The organism is Sphingomonas sp. Y38-1Y (assembly GCF_032391395.1).
Taxonomy (GTDB): domain Bacteria; phylum Pseudomonadota; class Alphaproteobacteria; order Sphingomonadales; family Sphingomonadaceae; genus Sphingomonas.
The window spans coordinates 1,250,831-1,266,052 of record NZ_CP135916.1; the positions used below are offsets into that span (position 1 = coordinate 1,250,831).

A 15,222-nucleotide genomic window follows, 5' to 3' on the forward strand; every position below is an offset into this window, starting at 1 on the left:
CAACGACTTGGGGACCAGACATGGCCGCGCGAGCCTATTGGCAGGGACAGATCCGCCTCGCTCTCGTCTCGATCCCGGTCGAGATCTACTCCGCGACTCGTAGCGGCGCGACGATCAGCTTCCGCCAGATCCACGAGCCGACGGGCAAGCCGATCCAGTATGAGAAGGTGGTGGCGGGCGTCGGTCCTGTCGACACCGACGAGATCATGAAGGGATACGAGATCGAGAAGGGCAATTACGTCCTCCTTGAGCAGGACGAGATCGAGGCGGTGAAGCTCGAGTCCAAGAAGACGCTGGAGCTCACCCAGTTCGTCGATGCCGACGAGATCGACGTCCTTTATTACGAGAAGCCCTATTTCGTCGTTCCCGCCGACGACCTGGCCGAGGAGGCCTTCATCGTGCTGCGCGAGGCGCTGCGCCGGACGAAGAAGGTGGGGCTCGGCCAATTGGCGATGCGCGGTCGCGAATATGTCGTCAGCCTGAAGCCGTGCGGGCGCGGGCTGGTGCTGGAGACGCTGCGCTATGCCGACGAGGTGCACAAGGCGCAGGGCTATTTCCGCGACATTCCCGATGACGAGCCCGACGCCGACCTGCTCGACCTGGCCGAGACGCTGATCGAGAAGAAGGCGGGCAAGTTCGACCCGCAGGTCTTTCACGACCGCTATGTCGACGCTTTGAAGGGCCTGATCGAGCGCAAGAAGAAGGCCAAGGGCGGCAAGATCATCGAGGAAAGGGACGAGGGCGGCGCCGGGCGGCGCGGCTCGAACGTCGTCGACCTGATGGCGGCGCTGAAGAAGAGCCTGGAGAAGCCGGGCGAGAGTGGGGCGTCCAAACCCGCGGCGAAGAAGGCGCCGCCGAAATCGACCGCCGCGAAAAAGGCGCCTGCACGAAAGCCGGCGGCGAGGAAGCGGGCGTGACGAACCCTTTTCATCGTCACCCCGGACCTGTTCCGGGGTCGACCGGCCAGCAGGCGCCGCCGCCGGTCGGATACGCGGTACGCTGGACCCCGGAACAAGTCTGGGATGACGGTAAGAAGAGCGAGTAGGATCTGTGCCCCGCGCGCCCGACCCGCTCGCCGCCTACAACGCCAAGCGCGACTTCGCGCGGACCGCCGAGCCGGCGGGCACGCTGGCGCCGGGCAAGGGGAACAGCTTCGTCGTCCAGAAGCACGACGCCACGCGCCTCCACTGGGACTTCCGCCTGGAGGTGGACGGCGTCCTCAAGAGCTGGGCGGTGACGCGCGGCCCCAGCCTCGACCCCGGCGAGAAGCGGCTGGCGGTCCGGACCGAGGACCATCCGCTCGGCTATGCGACCTTCGAGGGGACGATCCCGGCCGAGGAATATGGCGGCGGCACGGTGATGCTGTGGGACCGCGGCACCTGGTCGCCGATCAAGGGCAAGTCGGCAAAGGATCTCGACAAGGGCCATCTCCACTTCATCCTCGATGGCGAGCGGATGAAGGGCGAGTGGCTGCTGATCCGCCTGAAGCCGCGCGGCAAGGAAAAGCGCGAAAACTGGCTCCTGCGCAAGATCGACGATGCGCATGCCGGGGGTGCCGACATGCTGGTCGAGACCGCGCTGACCAGCGTCGAGACCGGCCGAACGATGGACGAGATCGCCGAGGGCAAGAAGCCCCCGAAGCGCAGCCGCAAGGCGCCGAAGAAGACGGCCAGGCCGCCCGCCTCGCCGTTCCGCGGCGGCGGCGAGGTGCTGCAGCTCGCCACGCTCGCCGATGCCGTCCCGGCGGGCAATGGCTGGCTGCACGAGGTCAAATATGACGGCTATCGCGCGCTGATCGCGGCAGGCGGGAGGACGGCGCGCATCTACACGCGCTCGGGGCTCGACTGGACCGACAAGTTTCCCGCCATCGCCGAGGCGGCAGCGGCGATCGACACGCCCGCGCTGATCGACGGCGAGATCGTCGCGATGAAGGATGGCCGTCCCGACTTCTCGACGCTCCAGGACGCGATCTCCAACGCGTCGGGCGAGATGATCCTGTTCGCCTTCGACCTGTTGGAGGCGGGCGGCGAGGACCTGCGCGCGCTGCCGCTGACCGAACGCAAGCAGCGGCTGGCGACGATCCTGCCGGCGGGCGACCCGCGCATCCACTTCGCCGAGCATGTCGTGGGATCGGGCGAGAAGCTGCTCGACGCGATGTGCACCGAAGGGCTGGAGGGGATCGTCGCCAAGCGCGTCGATGCGCCCTATCGCGCCGGCCGTGCGAAGAGCTGGATCAAGGTCAAGTGCACCCGTCGGCAGGAATTCGTGATCGTCGGCTGGCTGCCGTCATCGGCCAAGGGTCGGGGCCTGCGCTCGCTGCTGCTTGGGCTCAACGAGGACGGCAAGCTGCGCTATGCGGGCAAGGTCGGAACGGGCTTCAACGCTGACACCCAGGCGATGCTGGCCGAGAAGCTGGACAAGCTGGCGCGCAAGACCGCGCCGGTCGAGGTGCCGCGCGCAGCGGCGCGGGGCGCGATGTGGGTCAGCCCCAAGCTGGTCGCCGAGATCGCGTTCGCCGAATTCACGGCCGAGAATGTCGTCCGGCACGCCAGCTTCATCGGCCTGCGCGGCGACAAGCCGGCAAAGGAGGTCGTGGCCGAGCAGCCCGCGGACGCGCCCTCGCCCGAACCGGCGGTAAAGATCAGCAGCCGCGAGCGCGAGATCTTCCCCGGCGACGGCATCACCAAGGGCGAGCTAGCCGACTATTATGCGGCGATGGCGGGGCTGATGCTGCCCTGGCTCGCGCGCCGGCCGATCAGCCTGGTCCGCTGTCCGCAGGGGCGCGCCAAGCAATGCTTCTTCCAGAAGCACGACGCGGGCAGCTTCGGCGGGCACGTCCACCATGTCGACATCCACGAGAAGGACGGGTCGGTCGAACCCTATCTCTATGTCGAGGATGCCGCAGGCATGCTCGCCTGCGTCCAGATGGGGACGATCGAATTCCACGGATGGGGCGCGCGCAGCGACGATGTCGAGCGGCCCGACCGCCTCGTCTTCGACCTCGACCCCGATGAGGGGCTGGACTTCGACGACGTGAAGAAGGCGGCGGAGCACATCAAGACGGTGCTTGCCGACATGGGGCTGACCAGCTTTCCGATGCTGTCGGGGGGCAAGGGCGTCCATGTCGTCGTGCCGCTGACGCCCGAGGCCGAGTGGCCCGCGGTCAAGTCGTTCGCCGACCGCTTCGCCCGCGCGCTCGCCGCCGCCGAGCCCGACCGCTTCACCGCGACGATGAGCAAGGCGAAACGGACGGGGCGGATCTTCATCGACTGGCTGCGCAACCAGCGGGGCGCGACCGCGGTGCTCCCCTATGTCGTCCGCGCGCGACCGGGGGCGCCGGTGGCCGCTCCGGTCGCGTGGAGCGAGTTCAAGGCGATCGACACGGCGGCGCGCTGGCATCTCGGCGATGCGGCGGAGCTTCAGAAGCGGGCGGCGAGCCGGCTGCTGCAAGGCTGGGGCGTTGCCGATCAGGTGTTGCCGGAGGTCTGAAGCGATGGCCAAGTCGCACGATTTCACCGCCGCGATCGAGTGGACCGGCAGCCGGGGATACGGCACCACCGGCTATCGCGATTACGACCGCAGCTGGCGGGTGACGACACCGGGCAAGCCGCCCGTCGACTGCTCCAACGAGCCTGCGCTCGGCGGCGATCCGGCGCTGCACAATCCCGAGGATCTGCTGCTCTCCGCGCTGTCGGCGTGCCACATGCTCTGGTTCCTCCACCGCGCGAGCGAGGCGGGGATCGTCATCACCGGCTATCGCGACGCGCCGCTCGGCATCGGCGAGAGTGAACCGTCGGGGGCAGGGCGCTTTACCGCGGCGGTGCTGCGGCCCGAGATCGCACTGGCCAACCCGAGCCAGGCCGAGCGCGCCGATGCGCTGCATGCGGCGATCCACGAAGTCTGCTTCATCGCGCGGTCGGTGGCGTTCCCGGTGACGATCGAGGCGCGGTACGTCACGAACTAACCACCGTTCGTGCTGAGCCTGTCGAAGCGCGTGTCCCGGAACACGTCCTTCGAAAAGCTCAGGACGAACGGTGGTGTGTGTTCGAGAGTAAAAGCCGCACCACGGCGTCCGGCGTGTCAAACCCGTAATCCGGCGCGAGCTCGTCCAGCGCCGCGCGGTGCGCATAGCCCCAATGCACCGCGCCCGAGCGGATGCCGCATCGCCGCGCCGCTTCGATATCGCGGGTCTCGTCGCCGATCGCCAGCACCTCGCTTGCGCGCACGCCGGCCGCGCGCAGCACGCGGCGGAAGCGCGGCGCCTTGCCATAGAGCGAGGAGGCGCATTCCCAGATCGCGATCCGCCGCGCATTCTCCTCGCCCAGGATGCGACGCGCATTGATCTCCGCGTTGGAAGTGACGAGCGCGAGCCGGACGCCCGCCTGGTCGAGCGTCGCCAGCATCTCGGTCACGCCGTCGAACAGCTGCACCTCGTGCGTGTGGAGCGCGAACAGGCTGCGGACATAACGGGCGATGAAGGGGAGCTTCCAGGCGGGGATGCGCAGGCGGCGGATCACCTCGCGCGTCGGCAGCGCGCGCAGTCGCTCGACCTCGCCCGCTTCGACCATGCGGAAGCGATAGCGCTGGGCGAGATGGTCGACGATGCCGAGGAACCAGTGCCCGCTGTCCGAAAGCGTCCCGTCGAAATCGAAGATGACCAGACGGATGGGCGGATCGAGCGGCGGCACACGCAAAGAGTGGCGGAGGGGCGGCGGCGTTGCAACCCGCCCGGCGCAGGCCGGAAATTTGAGGATCGTAAAAACGAAGCGCGATTACAAGACTTGTTCTGCACGCCCGCATGACTCATGTATCACCCGTGGCCTGGAGCCACGCTCGTTCTTCAACAGCGAAAGGAGGTGATCCGATGTCTCATGGTTCAGCAGTGAGGTCGGTTCAGTTCGTTCGGGAGACGCGCCGCTAAACGCACGGCGTGAAGGCGGGGGATAATCTTCCCCAATCAACGCCTTCGTTCGCCAAGCGCGCGGCCCGCATGGTCTCCCGCGTCGGAACGTCCGGCCGCTGACCATGTCGGAGGCTGTCGGGCCCTTGGGAAAGGGCTCGGCAGCCTCTTTCATTTTTGAGGAAGATCGATGGCGCGACTGCTCGTCCTCTATGGCTCTTATCGGCGCGACCGGATGGGCATCCGGCTTGCCGACTATCTCGTCGCCGGCCTTGCCGCGCGCGGGCATGATGTCGAGCTGATCGACGCCAAGGCGGTGGGACTGCCGATGCTCGACCGGATGTACAAGGAATATCCGGCGGGCGAGGCGCCGGCCGCGATGCAGGCGCTGGCCGACAAGATCGTCGCCGCCGACGGCTTCGTGTTCGTCACCGGCGAGTATAATTGGGGCATGCAGCCGGGGCTCAAGAACCTGACCGACCATTTCCTCGAGCAATGGTATTGGCGGCCGGCAGCGATCGCCAGCTACTCGGCAGGCCGACTGGGCGGCGCGCGGTCGGCGACCGCGTGGCACGGGACGCTGTCCGAGATGGGCATGGTCGTCACCTCGACTACGATCGGCGTCGGCCAGATCGGCGGCGCGCTGGATGCCGATGCGCAGCCGACCGGCGATGGCGGCGCGGCGCTGGACCGCAACTTTCCCCGCTTCGCCGCCGACCTCGAATGGTGGGTCGAGGCGGCGATGGCGCAGCGTGAACGGAAAGCGCCGCCCTACTGATCCTCCCCTGGAAGGGGAGGTGGCAGGCCGAAGGCCTGACGGAGGGGTAGGCGGCGATGGCATATTCCATTGAAGCCGGTGACACCCCTCCACCACCGGCTGCGCCGGCGGTCCCCCTCTCCTTGCAGGGGAGGATCTTGCAGGACCGGAACGCCCGCCGCTCCGCGCCGTTGAAGCGGCGGGCGATGTGGCGGAGAAAGTTGATGGATTTCAGGAAATTAGCGGTTGGCCTCGGCGTCTTCTCGATCGTGCTCGGCGCGGGCGAGCTGTTCGCGCCGAAGAAGATCGCCCGGACCCTGGATGCCGAGGGCGGCGAGCCGGTGATCCTGGGCTTCGGCGCGCGAGAGGTGCTGACGGGCGTAGGCCTGATCGCCGCACCGGCGGTCTCGGCGGGTGCCTGGGCGCGGGTGGCGGGCGATGTCGCCGACTTGACCGCACTCGGCGTCGCGGCGCGGCGAAGCCCCGACAATCGCGCGATCTGGGGCGCGATCGCCTTCGTGCTGGGCGCGGCCGCACTCGATCTGTTCGCCGCGCGCGGGCTGGACCAGCAGAGCGACGACGAACTGCGGGCGGCGATGGCTTAGCCAAGCTCGTCACCCCGGACTTGTTCCGGGGTCCACCGCGCCGCGCAGGCGTTGGTTCGTTGTCTGTGAGCGGCGGCCACCTCCTGAAAGTCTGAACCATCTTCTCAGATGGATGCGCACGTGGGCCGGTGGACCCCGGAACAAGTCCGGGGTGACGAAGATGCTACTCCACCAGCACGCGCCCTTCACGCCGCGGGTCGTAGCCGCCGTCGATCCGGCCGTTTCGCACCAGCACCGCGTGGACACCCGAATCCTCGCCCTGACCGGGCGTCAGCGTCACGCCGCGCGCGGCGAGACCCTCGACCACGCCGGGCGCGAACTTGTCGACCTCGCCGCTCATCGACGATCCGCGCGCGACGAGGTTAGGAAGGGCGAGCGCCTGCTGCATCGGCAGCCTCCACCACACCCCCGCCACCAGCGACTTGCCGACATAGGGGAGGATCGCATTGCCCCCCGCCGATCCGATCGCCCCGGCGAAGCGGCCCTGGCCGTCGAGCAGGATCATCGGCGTCATCGACGACCGCGGCCGCTTGCTTGGCGCGACCGCATTGGCCGCGGGGCTGCCGTCGCGCTCGGTGGGGGAGAAGCTGAAGTCGGTGAGCTGGTTGTTGAGGAAGAAGCCGTCGACCATCCGGCCGGTGCCGAAGATCGATTCGACGGTCGTCGTCATCGACACGACGTTGCCGTCGCGATCGCCGACGATGAAGTGCGTCGTCCCCGCGGGCTCCCGCGTGGCGTCGGGGGCACGTGCCAGGGCCCCCGGCGGTGTGCCGAAGGCGGGCGGCGGGCCGGCGCGCTCGCCGATCAGTTGCGCGCGACCGTCGAGATAGGCCGGATCGAGCATCCCCGCGACGGGCACCCGCACGAATGCGGGGTCGCCGACATAGCGGTCGCGGTCGGCGAACATCACCCGGCTCGCTTCCTCGAACAGATACCAGGCCTGGGGATCGGTCGGCCCCCGCTTGGCGATGTCGGTCCGCTCGAGCAGTTGCAGCAGCATCAGCATGCCGACCCCCGACGATGGCGGTGGCGGCACGCAGGCGCGATAGCCGGCCCAGGGCGCGCACAGCGGCTCGCGCTCGACTGGCTTGTAGGCGGCGAGGTCGGCGAGCGTCATGCTCCCTTCCAGCGGCGCGGCGCGCGTCCGCTGGACGATCCGCGCCGCGGTCTGACCCTTGTAGAGCGCATCCGGCCCCTGCGCCGCGAGGCGGGTCAGGAACTCGGCATAGGCCGGGTTGCGGAGTCGATCGCCGATACCGACCAGCGACCCGTCGGGCTTGCCGAAATAGGCGCGCGCATCGGGCTGTTCGAGCTGGGGAAAGCTGCGGCCGAGGAAGCGAGCGAGGCGCGGCGACACGATGAAGCCGTCGCGCGCCGTCCGTTGCGCATCGCCGAACAGGTCGCGCCAGGGGAGACGTCCGTGCGCGCGCTGCGCCGTTGCCAGCATCGCCACCGCACCTGGCACCCCCGTCGCGCGGCCCGACACGACCGCGCGGCCGAACGGCAGCGGCTTGCCGTCGGATCCCAGGAACATCGACGGCGTCGCGCCCGCGGGCGCCACCTCCCGTCCGTCATAGATGCGAACCTTGCCCGATGCGCCGTCCAGATAGGTCATGAACGCGCCGCCGCCGATGCCGGAGCTTTGCGGCTCGACCAGCGACAGCATCGCCTGCACCGCCACCGCCGCGTCGACCGCGCTGCCGCCGCGACGCAGGATCGCCATGCCCGCTTCCGCCGCCAGCGGATTGGCGGCGACGACGAACATCTCGCGAGCCGCCGGCGCGCTTGCCGGCGCGGGTACCGCAGCGCGGGGAGCGGGCGCGCACCCGGCAAGGGCGGCGGCAGCGAGGCCGGCGACGAGGGCGGACAGACGCATCGGCAACTCCGGTATCGGGCCGCGAGCGCGCCCCTTCGTCCCTGCGATAGCCGAGCGCGCGGGCCTGTCCAACCATGGGGCAGGCATCCGGGCTTTGCCCCGCCGCGCGGGCGCTCTAGAAGGGCGACGCTACGGCAAGCGTATGGCGCCCGCCGGGCAGGAGACGGACGACGAATGGCGCGCAAGCTCGAGCACTTTCCCAACCTCGTCAGCATGTTCTTCGTGCGCGCGCGCGAGCGCGGCGAGCGGCCGTTCCTGTGGGCCAAGGTCGGCGGCAAATGGGTCTCGACGAGCTGGGCGGAAGCCGCGCGCCAGGTCGCCAGCCTCGCCACCGCGCTCAAGAAACTGGGGCTGCAACCCGGCGATCGGGTGATGCTGGTCAGCGAGAACCGGCCGGAATGGTGCATCAGCGATGTGGCGATCATGGCCGCCGGCTGCGTCACCGTGCCGACCTACACCACCAATACCGAGCGCGATCACCAGCACATCATCGAGAATTCGGGTGCGCGGGCGATCATCGTCAGCAATGCGCGCCTCGCCAAGACTTTGCTCCCCGCCGCGATCCGCACCGGCACCGCGCAGCAGATCATCGGGTTCGAGGAGCTGCGCGGCGGCCAGCCCGGCGCGCTCGAATATCATCAGTTCCAGACGCTGATCGCCGACAACCCCACTGACCCCGACACGATGGCGGCGCAGGCCTTCTTCAAGCGCGAGGATCTCGCCTGCATCATCTACACCAGCGGCACGGGCGGCGCGCCGCGCGGCGTGATGCAGCATCACGGCGCGATCCTCCACAATGTCGAGGGTTGCTGCACCGTCATCAGCGAGGATTTCGGCTGGGGCGAGGAGGTGTTCCTCTCCTTCCTGCCGCTCTCCCACGCGTACGAGCATAGCGGCGGCCAGCATTTCCCGATCGGGCTGGGCGGCGAGATCTATTATGCCGAGGGCCTCGACAAGCTCGCCTCCAATATCGAGGAAGTGCGCCCGACGATCATGGTCGTCGTTCCGCGCCTGTTCGAGGTGCTGCGCCAGCGCATTTCCAAGACGATCGAGAAGCAGGGGAAGGTGCCCGCGTGGCTGCTCGATCGCGCGGTCGCGATCGAGGGGCGGCGGGCGGCGTCGGGGCGGACGCCGATCGGTGACCTGCCCACCTCGTTCGCGGTCGGGCGGCTCCTGCGCCCCAAGATCGCCAAGCGCTTCGGCGGGCGGATCAAGGCGATGGTATCGGGCGGCGCACCGCTCAATCCGGAGGTCGGCAACTTCTTCCAGGCTTTGGGCCTCACCTTCCTCCAGGGCTACGGCCAGACCGAGGCGGCGCCCGTCATCTCGTGCAACCGCCCGTCCGCCGGCCTCAAGATGGACACGGTCGGCCCGCCGCTCCCCAACACCGAAGTGCGGATCGCCGAGGATGGCGAGATCCTGGTGCGCGGCGAGCTCGTCATGCACGGATACTGGCGCAACGATGCCGAGACCGCGCGCGTGCTCAAGGACGGTTGGCTGCACACCGGCGACATCGGCCTGATCGACGACAAGGGCCGCATCAAGATCACCGACCGCAAGAAGGACATCATCGTCAACGACAAGGGCGACAACGTCGCGCCCCAAAAGATCGAGGGGATGCTGACGCTCCAGTCCGAGATCGTCCAGGCGATGGTTTACGGCGACCGCAAGCCGTACATGGTCGCGGTGCTGGTGCCCGATCCCGAATGGACGCAGGAATTCTGCGCCAAGGGCGGCGCGAGCTGCGACTTCGCCGCGCTGTCGCGCAACGCCGAGTACCGGGCGGCGCTGTCCGCGGCGCTGGAGCGGGTCAACAAGGACCTGTCGCAGATCGAGCGCGTGCGCCGCTTCATCATCGCCGACGCCCCCTTCGCGATCGACAACGAGCAGCTGACGCCGAGCCTGAAGATCCGGCGGCATGTGCTGAAAGCGGTGTACGGTGAGCGGCTGGACGCACTGTACAAGCAGTGATTCCCTCATCCGTCATGCCGGACTTGTTCCGGCATCCACCGCGCCGCGGGCCAAGCGGCCGATGAGTCTGCGGGCCAGTGGACCCCGGAACAAGTCCGGGGTGACGATGTCGGTGAGGCAACCGTCCCGGGTTTAGCGAGGTCGTCTGCCGTTCCATGGCAACTGCCTGTCGCACCTTGCCCTCGCGCCGCGTCTGCTTGGCCAGTGGCCAAATCATTGCAATTGGTGAGAAAAAACGAGCAACGAGCGTCGTCGCCCACCTCACCTGAACGCCCGATAAAGGAACGTCGCCGCCGCGCTTGCCGTTCTTGCCCCCGTTCCAGACGAATGAGGAGCCGAGACAATGTTCAAGCCGATCTTCGCCACTGCCGCCGCGCTTGCTGCGCTCACCGCTGCCCCCGCCGCCTTTGCCGGCGACGAGATCGGGCGCGACAAATATGTCGGGCTGTTCGACGACAGCAACTCGCATTACCTTGACTACAAGACCGACCTTTCCGAGGCGCGGCGCGAGCTCAAGAAGGATCTCGAGGACGCCGACAGCCCCGCCGACCGCGCCGAGGTGATCGGCGAGTTCGAGCGCGAGGTCGCCGATGCCGAGACCGACTTCATCAAGGAAATGGCCGAGCGCGGCGTCGTACTTCGCCGTGGCACCGTGACGGTCGAGCCGGAGATCGCCGCGCTGGTTGCCGTTCCGCGCTACTGACATCCGCGCCGGGCAACAGGGTAAGGGGAGGTCGCGGATTGCGGCCTCCCCTTTGCGCATGGGCTGTGGCAAGGGAGCGCGATGAGCTTGCGCCCCTTCCACCTCGCCTTTCCCGTCCATGATCTGGCGGCTGCCCGCGCCTTTTACGGCGATGTGCTGGGATGCGCGGAGGGACGGTCGAGCGACCAGTGGATCGACTTCGACTTCAAGGGGCATCAGATCGTCGCGCATCTCGATCTCGCTGCGCGGCCGGCCGGAATCACCAACCCCGTCGATGGCCATGACGTGCCCGTCCCGCATTTCGGCATCGTCCTGACGATGGACGACTGGCAGGCGTTGGCCGAGCGGGTCGAGGCAGCGGGCATCCGCTTCGGCATCGCGCCGCATATCCGCTTCAAGGGGCAGCCGGGCGAGCAGGCGACGATGTTCTTTCGCGACCCCAGCGGCAACGCGCTGGAGTTCAAGGCGTTCGCCGATGATGCCCAGTTGTTTGCCACGGAGTAGAGCATGAGCGAGCCCGTCACCGTCGAGGTCCCGCACAACCTGTCCAACGAGGAGCTGCATCGCCGCATCGACGCGGGCATCGGCAAGCTGGGCGCGATGGTTCCCGGCGGCGAGGTGTGCGAGCACCACTGGGAGAACGACCGGCTGATGACGTTCACGCTCCAGGCGCTCGGCCAGCGGGTCGGTGCCCGGATCGAGCTGCTGGAAGGGCGCATCAAGGCCGAGATCGCGCTGCCGCCGATGCTCGCCATGTTCGCGAACAAGATCAAGGCGAAGCTGGCCGAGACCGCACCGACGCTGCTGCGCTGACCGTCCGGAACCGGCCCGAGCTGATCTCGTTTAGCGACCGAGAGGAGACGGTCGCATGTTTCGCACGCTTCGCCTGCTGATGATCCTCGTGCTTCCGGCGATCATGATGGGTGTCCCGCTGGGCCTGATGCTCGGCAACTATGCCCGCGGCGAGGCGGCGATCGTCGGTTATGACGGCTCGGCGCCGCCCGAGCTCGGCGCCAACGAGCGCTCGGCGAGCAGTGCCGACGCGCTTCAGCCGGCCGCGGTCGCCTATACCCAGCACGACCGCTATGGCGACGCCGCGGCGCACTGGATCAACTGACCCGCGCCGCCTATCTGGCGGCGCATGTACCAGTTCGATATCGCCGCCGGCTCGAAGGCCGAACTCTACCGCGACCTTGCCGCCGCGCTCGAGGCGCTGACCGGGGACGAGCCCGACGCGATCGCCAACATGGCCAACGCTTCGGCCCTGATCGGCCAGTATTTGCCCGACCTCAACTGGTCGGGCTTCTACCGGCTCGTTGAGGGCGAACTCGTGCTCGGCCCGTTTCAGGGCAAGGCTGCGTGCATCCGCATCGCGATGGGCAGGGGCGTGTGCGGCACCGCCGCCGCGACGCGCGAGACGCAGTTGGTCGAGGACGTCCACGCCTTTCCCGGGCACATCGCCTGCGATGCGGCGAGCCGGTCCGAGCTGGTCGTGCCGATCGTGGTGGACGGTCGCCTGATCGGCGTGCTCGATCTCGACAGCCCGGCGCCTGCGCGGTTCGATGCCGAGGACGCGGCTGGGTGCGAGGCGCTGATGGCGCTACTGGGACCCCGCATCGCCGGCTGAATCTGCCCCGCCGCGGGACACATCGACGCCACGCATCGATTCGCGAGTCATTTTCGATTCGGTTAAGAAACCATGAACCACGTGCGCCGTTGCGTGCGAGGAACAAGGGTTCTTGACAGGGAGGCCTCGGGGCCGATGCGAACGATGATGATCCTGGCGCTGGCGACCAGCGCGGTGACGCCGATTGCGGCGGCTGAGGCGCAGACCGCCGTGCGCGGCGCACGCATGGGCGGCATGCAGGGCCCGATGGTGCGTCCGGGCGGCAATTGGCAGCGCCCTGGCGGCTGGACCCGGCCCGGCGGCAATTGGGGTCGGCCCGGCAACCACTGGAACAACGGCAAGCGCTGGGGTTATCGCTTCAACAATCGCTGGGTCGGCGGCTGGCGCGCGCCGGGCGGCTGGGGCGCCTATCGCCCGGCGGTCCGTGGCTGGTCGCTGCCGCAATACTGGATCGCGCCGAGCTTCTTCATTTCCGACTTCGGCGCCTACGGCCTTTCGGCACCGCAGCCCGGCTATGGCTGGTACCGCTATTACGACGACGCGGTGATGATCGACAATTACGGCCGCGTCTATGACAGCGTCCGCGGCGTCGACTGGGATCGCGGCGGCGACGCCTATTATGATTACGACGAGGATTATCGCGGCGACCTGTACGACCAGGGCTATTACGATCGCGACTATGCCGAGCGTCGCCGGGACAATGGCGTCGGCGGTGCGGTGATCGGCGGCGCGGCCGGTGCCGTCGCCGGCGCGGCGATCGCGGGGCGTGGCAACCGCCTGCCCGGCGCGCTGATCGGCGGCGGCGTGGGTGCGGTCGCCGGTGCGGTGATCGACCGGGCCGAGGATGATCGTCGCGGCCCGCCGCCGCCCCCGCCGCCGCATGGTGGCCGCGGCGCGCCCTATCCGCCGCCCGCCTATGCGCCGCCGGGCGAGATCGTCCAGCCGCTTCCCGGCGACGAGGATTACGAAGAGCGCGTCTATGACGACGGCCGCTATGACGAGCGTTATGTCGAGCGCGACGTCCGTACCGTGCATCATGGCGGCTATACGACCGTCCATCCGGGCGGCACGACGGTGACGACCACCGGCGGCGGCTATGTCGCGGGCGGCTGGTACTATCCGCCGGCACAGACGACGGTGGTAACGGTCAATTCGGCGCCGGTCACGACGACCACGGTGACGGAGGAATACGTCACCTATCGCTCGCCCGCTCGCAAGACGGTCAAGCGCAAGTGGCACGCCGCGAAGAAGTGCTACTGCCGGTGAGGTGAGACCTGGCTTCCCTCCCGCTCGGGAGGGAAGCTAGGCGGTCAGCGCCTCGACCAGCCGCGCTTCCAGCCACGCCTTGTCCGCTTCGCGGTGGAAGCTGTGGCTGTCGGTTTCCAGCGTCTTCAGCGCGACACGGTCTCGGAGCGGTGCATAGGCGGGCGTGCCCCACGCCTCCATGAAGGCGACCGCGGTGTTGTCGCGCCGGGCGATCAGCGCGGTGACGTCGGCCACCGTCTTGCCAAGCGCCGCCGCGAGCCGCGCCGGCAGCTTCTCGGGCGCCGCCGCTGCCTCACCGCTCGACCGCAGCTTGGCAATCCCGCCCGCCAGCTTGCGCAGGTCGATGCCGCCGGTCAGCAGCCGCCCCCATGCACGCGGATCGCGCAGCCGCTCGGCATAGCGGGCGCGGATCGCGGATGCGGGGGGCAGCGTGTCGGCCTGCGGCTCGATCACCCAGGGGTTGGCGAGCACCAACGCGTCGATGCCCGCGACGTCGTGCAGCGCCAGCGCGCTCGCCGCATCGCAATTGCCGAAGGCTACGACGCGCGTCAGCCCCGGCACCGCCTGGCGGAATGCAGCGACCGCGGCAGCGATGTCCGGGCCGCTCGACTCGAAGCCGCGATTGACGCCGGTCGAATCGCCGATGCCGCGCCGGTCGAAGCGGAACACCGGATAGCCGACCGCCGCCAGCCGCGCCGCCATCAGCGCCATGCCGCGATGCGCGCCGATGCGAAGCTCGTTGCCGCCCGACACGATCAGCAGCCCGCGCGTCGACGTCCCGCGGTCGAGCGTGCCGACCAGCGCGTCGCCCGCGCAGGGAAAGGCGATCAGCTCGCGCACGTCTTTACCCAGCCGGCGAGATCGGCGGCGAGTTCGCGGGCGAGCGCGGGGTTGTTGTCGGGCTCGGCCCGGCGCCACAATGGCCGCGCGACGATCTTGTGGTCGGTGGGCGCCGCATCGGTGTCGAGCCGCAGCGTCCGGAGCCCCGGTCCGGCATAGGGCACCGCGCCCTGCAAATCGGCGAGCATCGCGCGTGAGATGAGGTTGCCGGCAAGCTCGACCGGTGGGCCGTCACCCGTGATCGCCTTCGCATCGAAGCTTTCGCCGGCTTCCTTTGCCGAAGCCTGGCGCGCGCGGACCATGTCGCGCACCAAGGCGGCGCCCGTTACCGGCGCGAAGTGCCAGCGCGACTGGCAATTGGCGCGCCCCTCGAACAACGCGCCGCCGCGCATCGCGGCGACATGGACGCGAAGGCCCTCTCGCGTCAGCTTTTCCTCCGCCGCAGCAAAGGCGTTGCGCCAGTCGTCCAGCGCAGCGTCCTCGGTCGCGCGCTCGCTCTCACCTTGGCCGGGCATGTCGGGGAGCGCCGCGCCGATGCCGTGGTCGCCGAGTGCGCGCAGGAGCGTGACGAAAAAGGCGCGGAGGCGATTGGCTTCCTCGAACGGGGGCATCGCCGCGAGCACGACCTCACGCCCGATCGGCCCGAAGCGCAGCATCGGCTCGCGCCCGCCGCTCCA

General features: G+C 68.8%; 16 protein-coding genes. 12 read left to right on the forward strand and 4 right to left on the reverse strand.

Translation table 11 applies throughout. The features are described 5' to 3' along the window. Positions 1-20: 20 nt before the first annotated feature. The 3 genes from RS883_RS05905 to RS883_RS05915 all read left to right on the forward strand — a co-directional run bounded on the left by RS883_RS05905 (position 21) and on the right by RS883_RS05915 (position 3,964). Entirely contained in the window at positions 21-917 is an 897-nt protein-coding gene (locus RS883_RS05905; protein ID WP_315763698.1) for a Ku protein, read from the forward strand. Positions 918-1,050: 133 nt separating this feature from the next. Continuing rightward, entirely contained in the window at positions 1,051-3,489 is a 2,439-nt protein-coding gene (gene ligD, locus RS883_RS05910) for a DNA ligase D (RefSeq protein ID WP_315763700.1), read from the forward strand. Positions 3,490-3,493: 4 nt separating this feature from the next. Continuing rightward, positions 3,494-3,964: an OsmC family protein gene (locus RS883_RS05915; RefSeq protein WP_315763702.1), complete on the forward strand. Its 471-nt coding sequence runs from the start codon at positions 3,494-3,496 to the stop codon at positions 3,962-3,964. 58 nt (positions 3,965-4,022) lie between these two features. On the opposite strand, the gene RS883_RS05920 is transcribed toward RS883_RS05915, so the two are convergent. Continuing rightward, a complete protein-coding gene (locus RS883_RS05920) occupies positions 4,023-4,688 on the reverse strand; it encodes an HAD hydrolase-like protein (RefSeq protein ID WP_315763704.1) in 666 nt (221 codons plus the stop codon). A gap of 402 nt (positions 4,689-5,090) precedes the next feature. On the opposite strand from RS883_RS05920, the gene RS883_RS05925 reads away from it, so the two are divergent. Together RS883_RS05925 and RS883_RS05930 are read left to right on the forward strand one after the other, a co-directional pair. Beyond that, complete coding sequence (locus RS883_RS05925) at positions 5,091-5,678, forward strand: NAD(P)H-dependent oxidoreductase (protein WP_315763705.1); 588 nt, start codon at positions 5,091-5,093, stop codon at positions 5,676-5,678. Positions 5,679-5,881: 203 nt separating this feature from the next. Then, on the forward strand, positions 5,882-6,262 hold the full coding sequence (locus tag RS883_RS05930) for a hypothetical protein (protein WP_315763707.1): 381 nt from the start codon (positions 5,882-5,884) through the stop codon (positions 6,260-6,262). Between the two features lie 163 nt (positions 6,263-6,425). On the opposite strand, the gene RS883_RS05935 is transcribed toward RS883_RS05930, so the two are convergent. After that, complete coding sequence (locus RS883_RS05935) at positions 6,426-8,138, reverse strand: gamma-glutamyltransferase family protein (RefSeq protein WP_315763710.1); 1,713 nt, start codon at positions 8,136-8,138, stop codon at positions 6,426-6,428. A gap of 174 nt (positions 8,139-8,312) precedes the next feature. Here RS883_RS05935 and RS883_RS05940 point away from each other — a divergent pair, with 174 nt between their 5' ends. The 7 genes from RS883_RS05940 to RS883_RS05970 all read left to right on the forward strand — a co-directional run bounded on the left by RS883_RS05940 (position 8,313) and on the right by RS883_RS05970 (position 13,705). Further along, complete coding sequence (locus RS883_RS05940) at positions 8,313-10,109, forward strand: long-chain fatty acid--CoA ligase (RefSeq protein ID WP_315763711.1); 1,797 nt, start codon at positions 8,313-8,315, stop codon at positions 10,107-10,109. Between the two features lie 343 nt (positions 10,110-10,452). Further along, positions 10,453-10,812 carry a hypothetical protein gene (locus RS883_RS05945; RefSeq protein WP_315763714.1) on the forward strand — a complete coding sequence of 120 codons (360 nt, stop codon included), beginning with the start codon at positions 10,453-10,455 and terminating at the stop codon, positions 10,810-10,812. Positions 10,813-10,893: 81 nt separating this feature from the next. After that, positions 10,894-11,316: a VOC family protein gene (locus RS883_RS05950; RefSeq protein ID WP_315763717.1), complete on the forward strand. Its 423-nt coding sequence runs from the start codon at positions 10,894-10,896 to the stop codon at positions 11,314-11,316. Between the two features lie 3 nt (positions 11,317-11,319). Beyond that, on the forward strand, positions 11,320-11,625 hold the full coding sequence (locus RS883_RS05955; RefSeq protein WP_315763720.1) for a polyhydroxyalkanoic acid system family protein: 306 nt from the start codon (positions 11,320-11,322) through the stop codon (positions 11,623-11,625). A gap of 55 nt (positions 11,626-11,680) precedes the next feature. Next, the gene (locus RS883_RS05960) at positions 11,681-11,929 is read left to right on the forward strand and encodes a hypothetical protein (RefSeq protein ID WP_315763723.1); all 249 of its coding nucleotides are present in this window, start codon (positions 11,681-11,683) and stop codon (positions 11,927-11,929) included. 24 nt (positions 11,930-11,953) lie between these two features. Further along, positions 11,954-12,439 (forward strand): GAF domain-containing protein, encoded by a 486-nt coding sequence (locus tag RS883_RS05965; RefSeq protein ID WP_315763725.1) that lies wholly within the window; start codon positions 11,954-11,956, stop codon positions 12,437-12,439. 147 nt (positions 12,440-12,586) lie between these two features. Then, positions 12,587-13,705: an RcnB family protein gene (locus tag RS883_RS05970; RefSeq protein WP_315763728.1), complete on the forward strand. Its 1,119-nt coding sequence runs from the start codon at positions 12,587-12,589 to the stop codon at positions 13,703-13,705. A 36-nt stretch (positions 13,706-13,741) separates the two neighbouring features. Here RS883_RS05970 and RS883_RS05975 read toward each other — a convergent pair whose 3' ends face one another. Beyond that, the gene (locus tag RS883_RS05975; protein ID WP_315763731.1) at positions 13,742-14,545 is read right to left on the reverse strand and encodes a hydrolase 1, exosortase A system-associated; all 804 of its coding nucleotides are present in this window, start codon (positions 14,543-14,545) and stop codon (positions 13,742-13,744) included. Further along, positions 14,533-15,201 carry a hypothetical protein gene (locus RS883_RS05980; RefSeq protein ID WP_315763735.1) on the reverse strand — a complete coding sequence of 223 codons (669 nt, stop codon included), beginning with the start codon at positions 15,199-15,201 and terminating at the stop codon, positions 14,533-14,535. The genes RS883_RS05975 and RS883_RS05980 overlap by 13 nt, the downstream gene beginning before the upstream one ends. Between the last annotated feature and the right edge of the window lie 21 nt (positions 15,202-15,222).

Bases quoted from the DNA above. Each gene is read 5' to 3' on its own strand.
- RS883_RS05905 (WP_315763698.1), top strand. From the start codon at position 21: ATGGCCGCGCGAGCCTATTGGCAGGGACAGATCCGCCTCGCTCTCGTC.
- RS883_RS05915 (WP_315763702.1), top strand. From the start codon at position 3,494: ATGGCCAAGTCGCACGATTTCACCGCCGCGATCGAGTGGACCGGCAGC.
- RS883_RS05925 (WP_315763705.1), top strand. From the start codon at position 5,091: ATGGCGCGACTGCTCGTCCTCTATGGCTCTTATCGGCGCGACCGGATG.
- RS883_RS05930 (WP_315763707.1), top strand. From the start codon at position 5,882: ATGGATTTCAGGAAATTAGCGGTTGGCCTCGGCGTCTTCTCGATCGTG.
- RS883_RS05935 (WP_315763710.1), bottom strand. From the start codon at position 8,138: ATGCGTCTGTCCGCCCTCGTCGCCGGCCTCGCTGCCGCCGCCCTTGCC.
- RS883_RS05940 (WP_315763711.1), top strand. From the start codon at position 8,313: ATGGCGCGCAAGCTCGAGCACTTTCCCAACCTCGTCAGCATGTTCTTC.
- RS883_RS05945 (WP_315763714.1), top strand. From the start codon at position 10,453: ATGTTCAAGCCGATCTTCGCCACTGCCGCCGCGCTTGCTGCGCTCACC.
- RS883_RS05950 (WP_315763717.1), top strand. From the start codon at position 10,894: ATGAGCTTGCGCCCCTTCCACCTCGCCTTTCCCGTCCATGATCTGGCG.
- RS883_RS05955 (WP_315763720.1), top strand. From the start codon at position 11,320: ATGAGCGAGCCCGTCACCGTCGAGGTCCCGCACAACCTGTCCAACGAG.
- RS883_RS05960 (WP_315763723.1), top strand. From the start codon at position 11,681: ATGTTTCGCACGCTTCGCCTGCTGATGATCCTCGTGCTTCCGGCGATC.
- RS883_RS05965 (WP_315763725.1), top strand. From the start codon at position 11,954: ATGTACCAGTTCGATATCGCCGCCGGCTCGAAGGCCGAACTCTACCGC.
- RS883_RS05970 (WP_315763728.1), top strand. From the start codon at position 12,587: ATGATCCTGGCGCTGGCGACCAGCGCGGTGACGCCGATTGCGGCGGCT.
- RS883_RS05980 (WP_315763735.1), bottom strand. From the start codon at position 15,201: ATGCTGCGCTTCGGGCCGATCGGGCGTGAGGTCGTGCTCGCGGCGATG.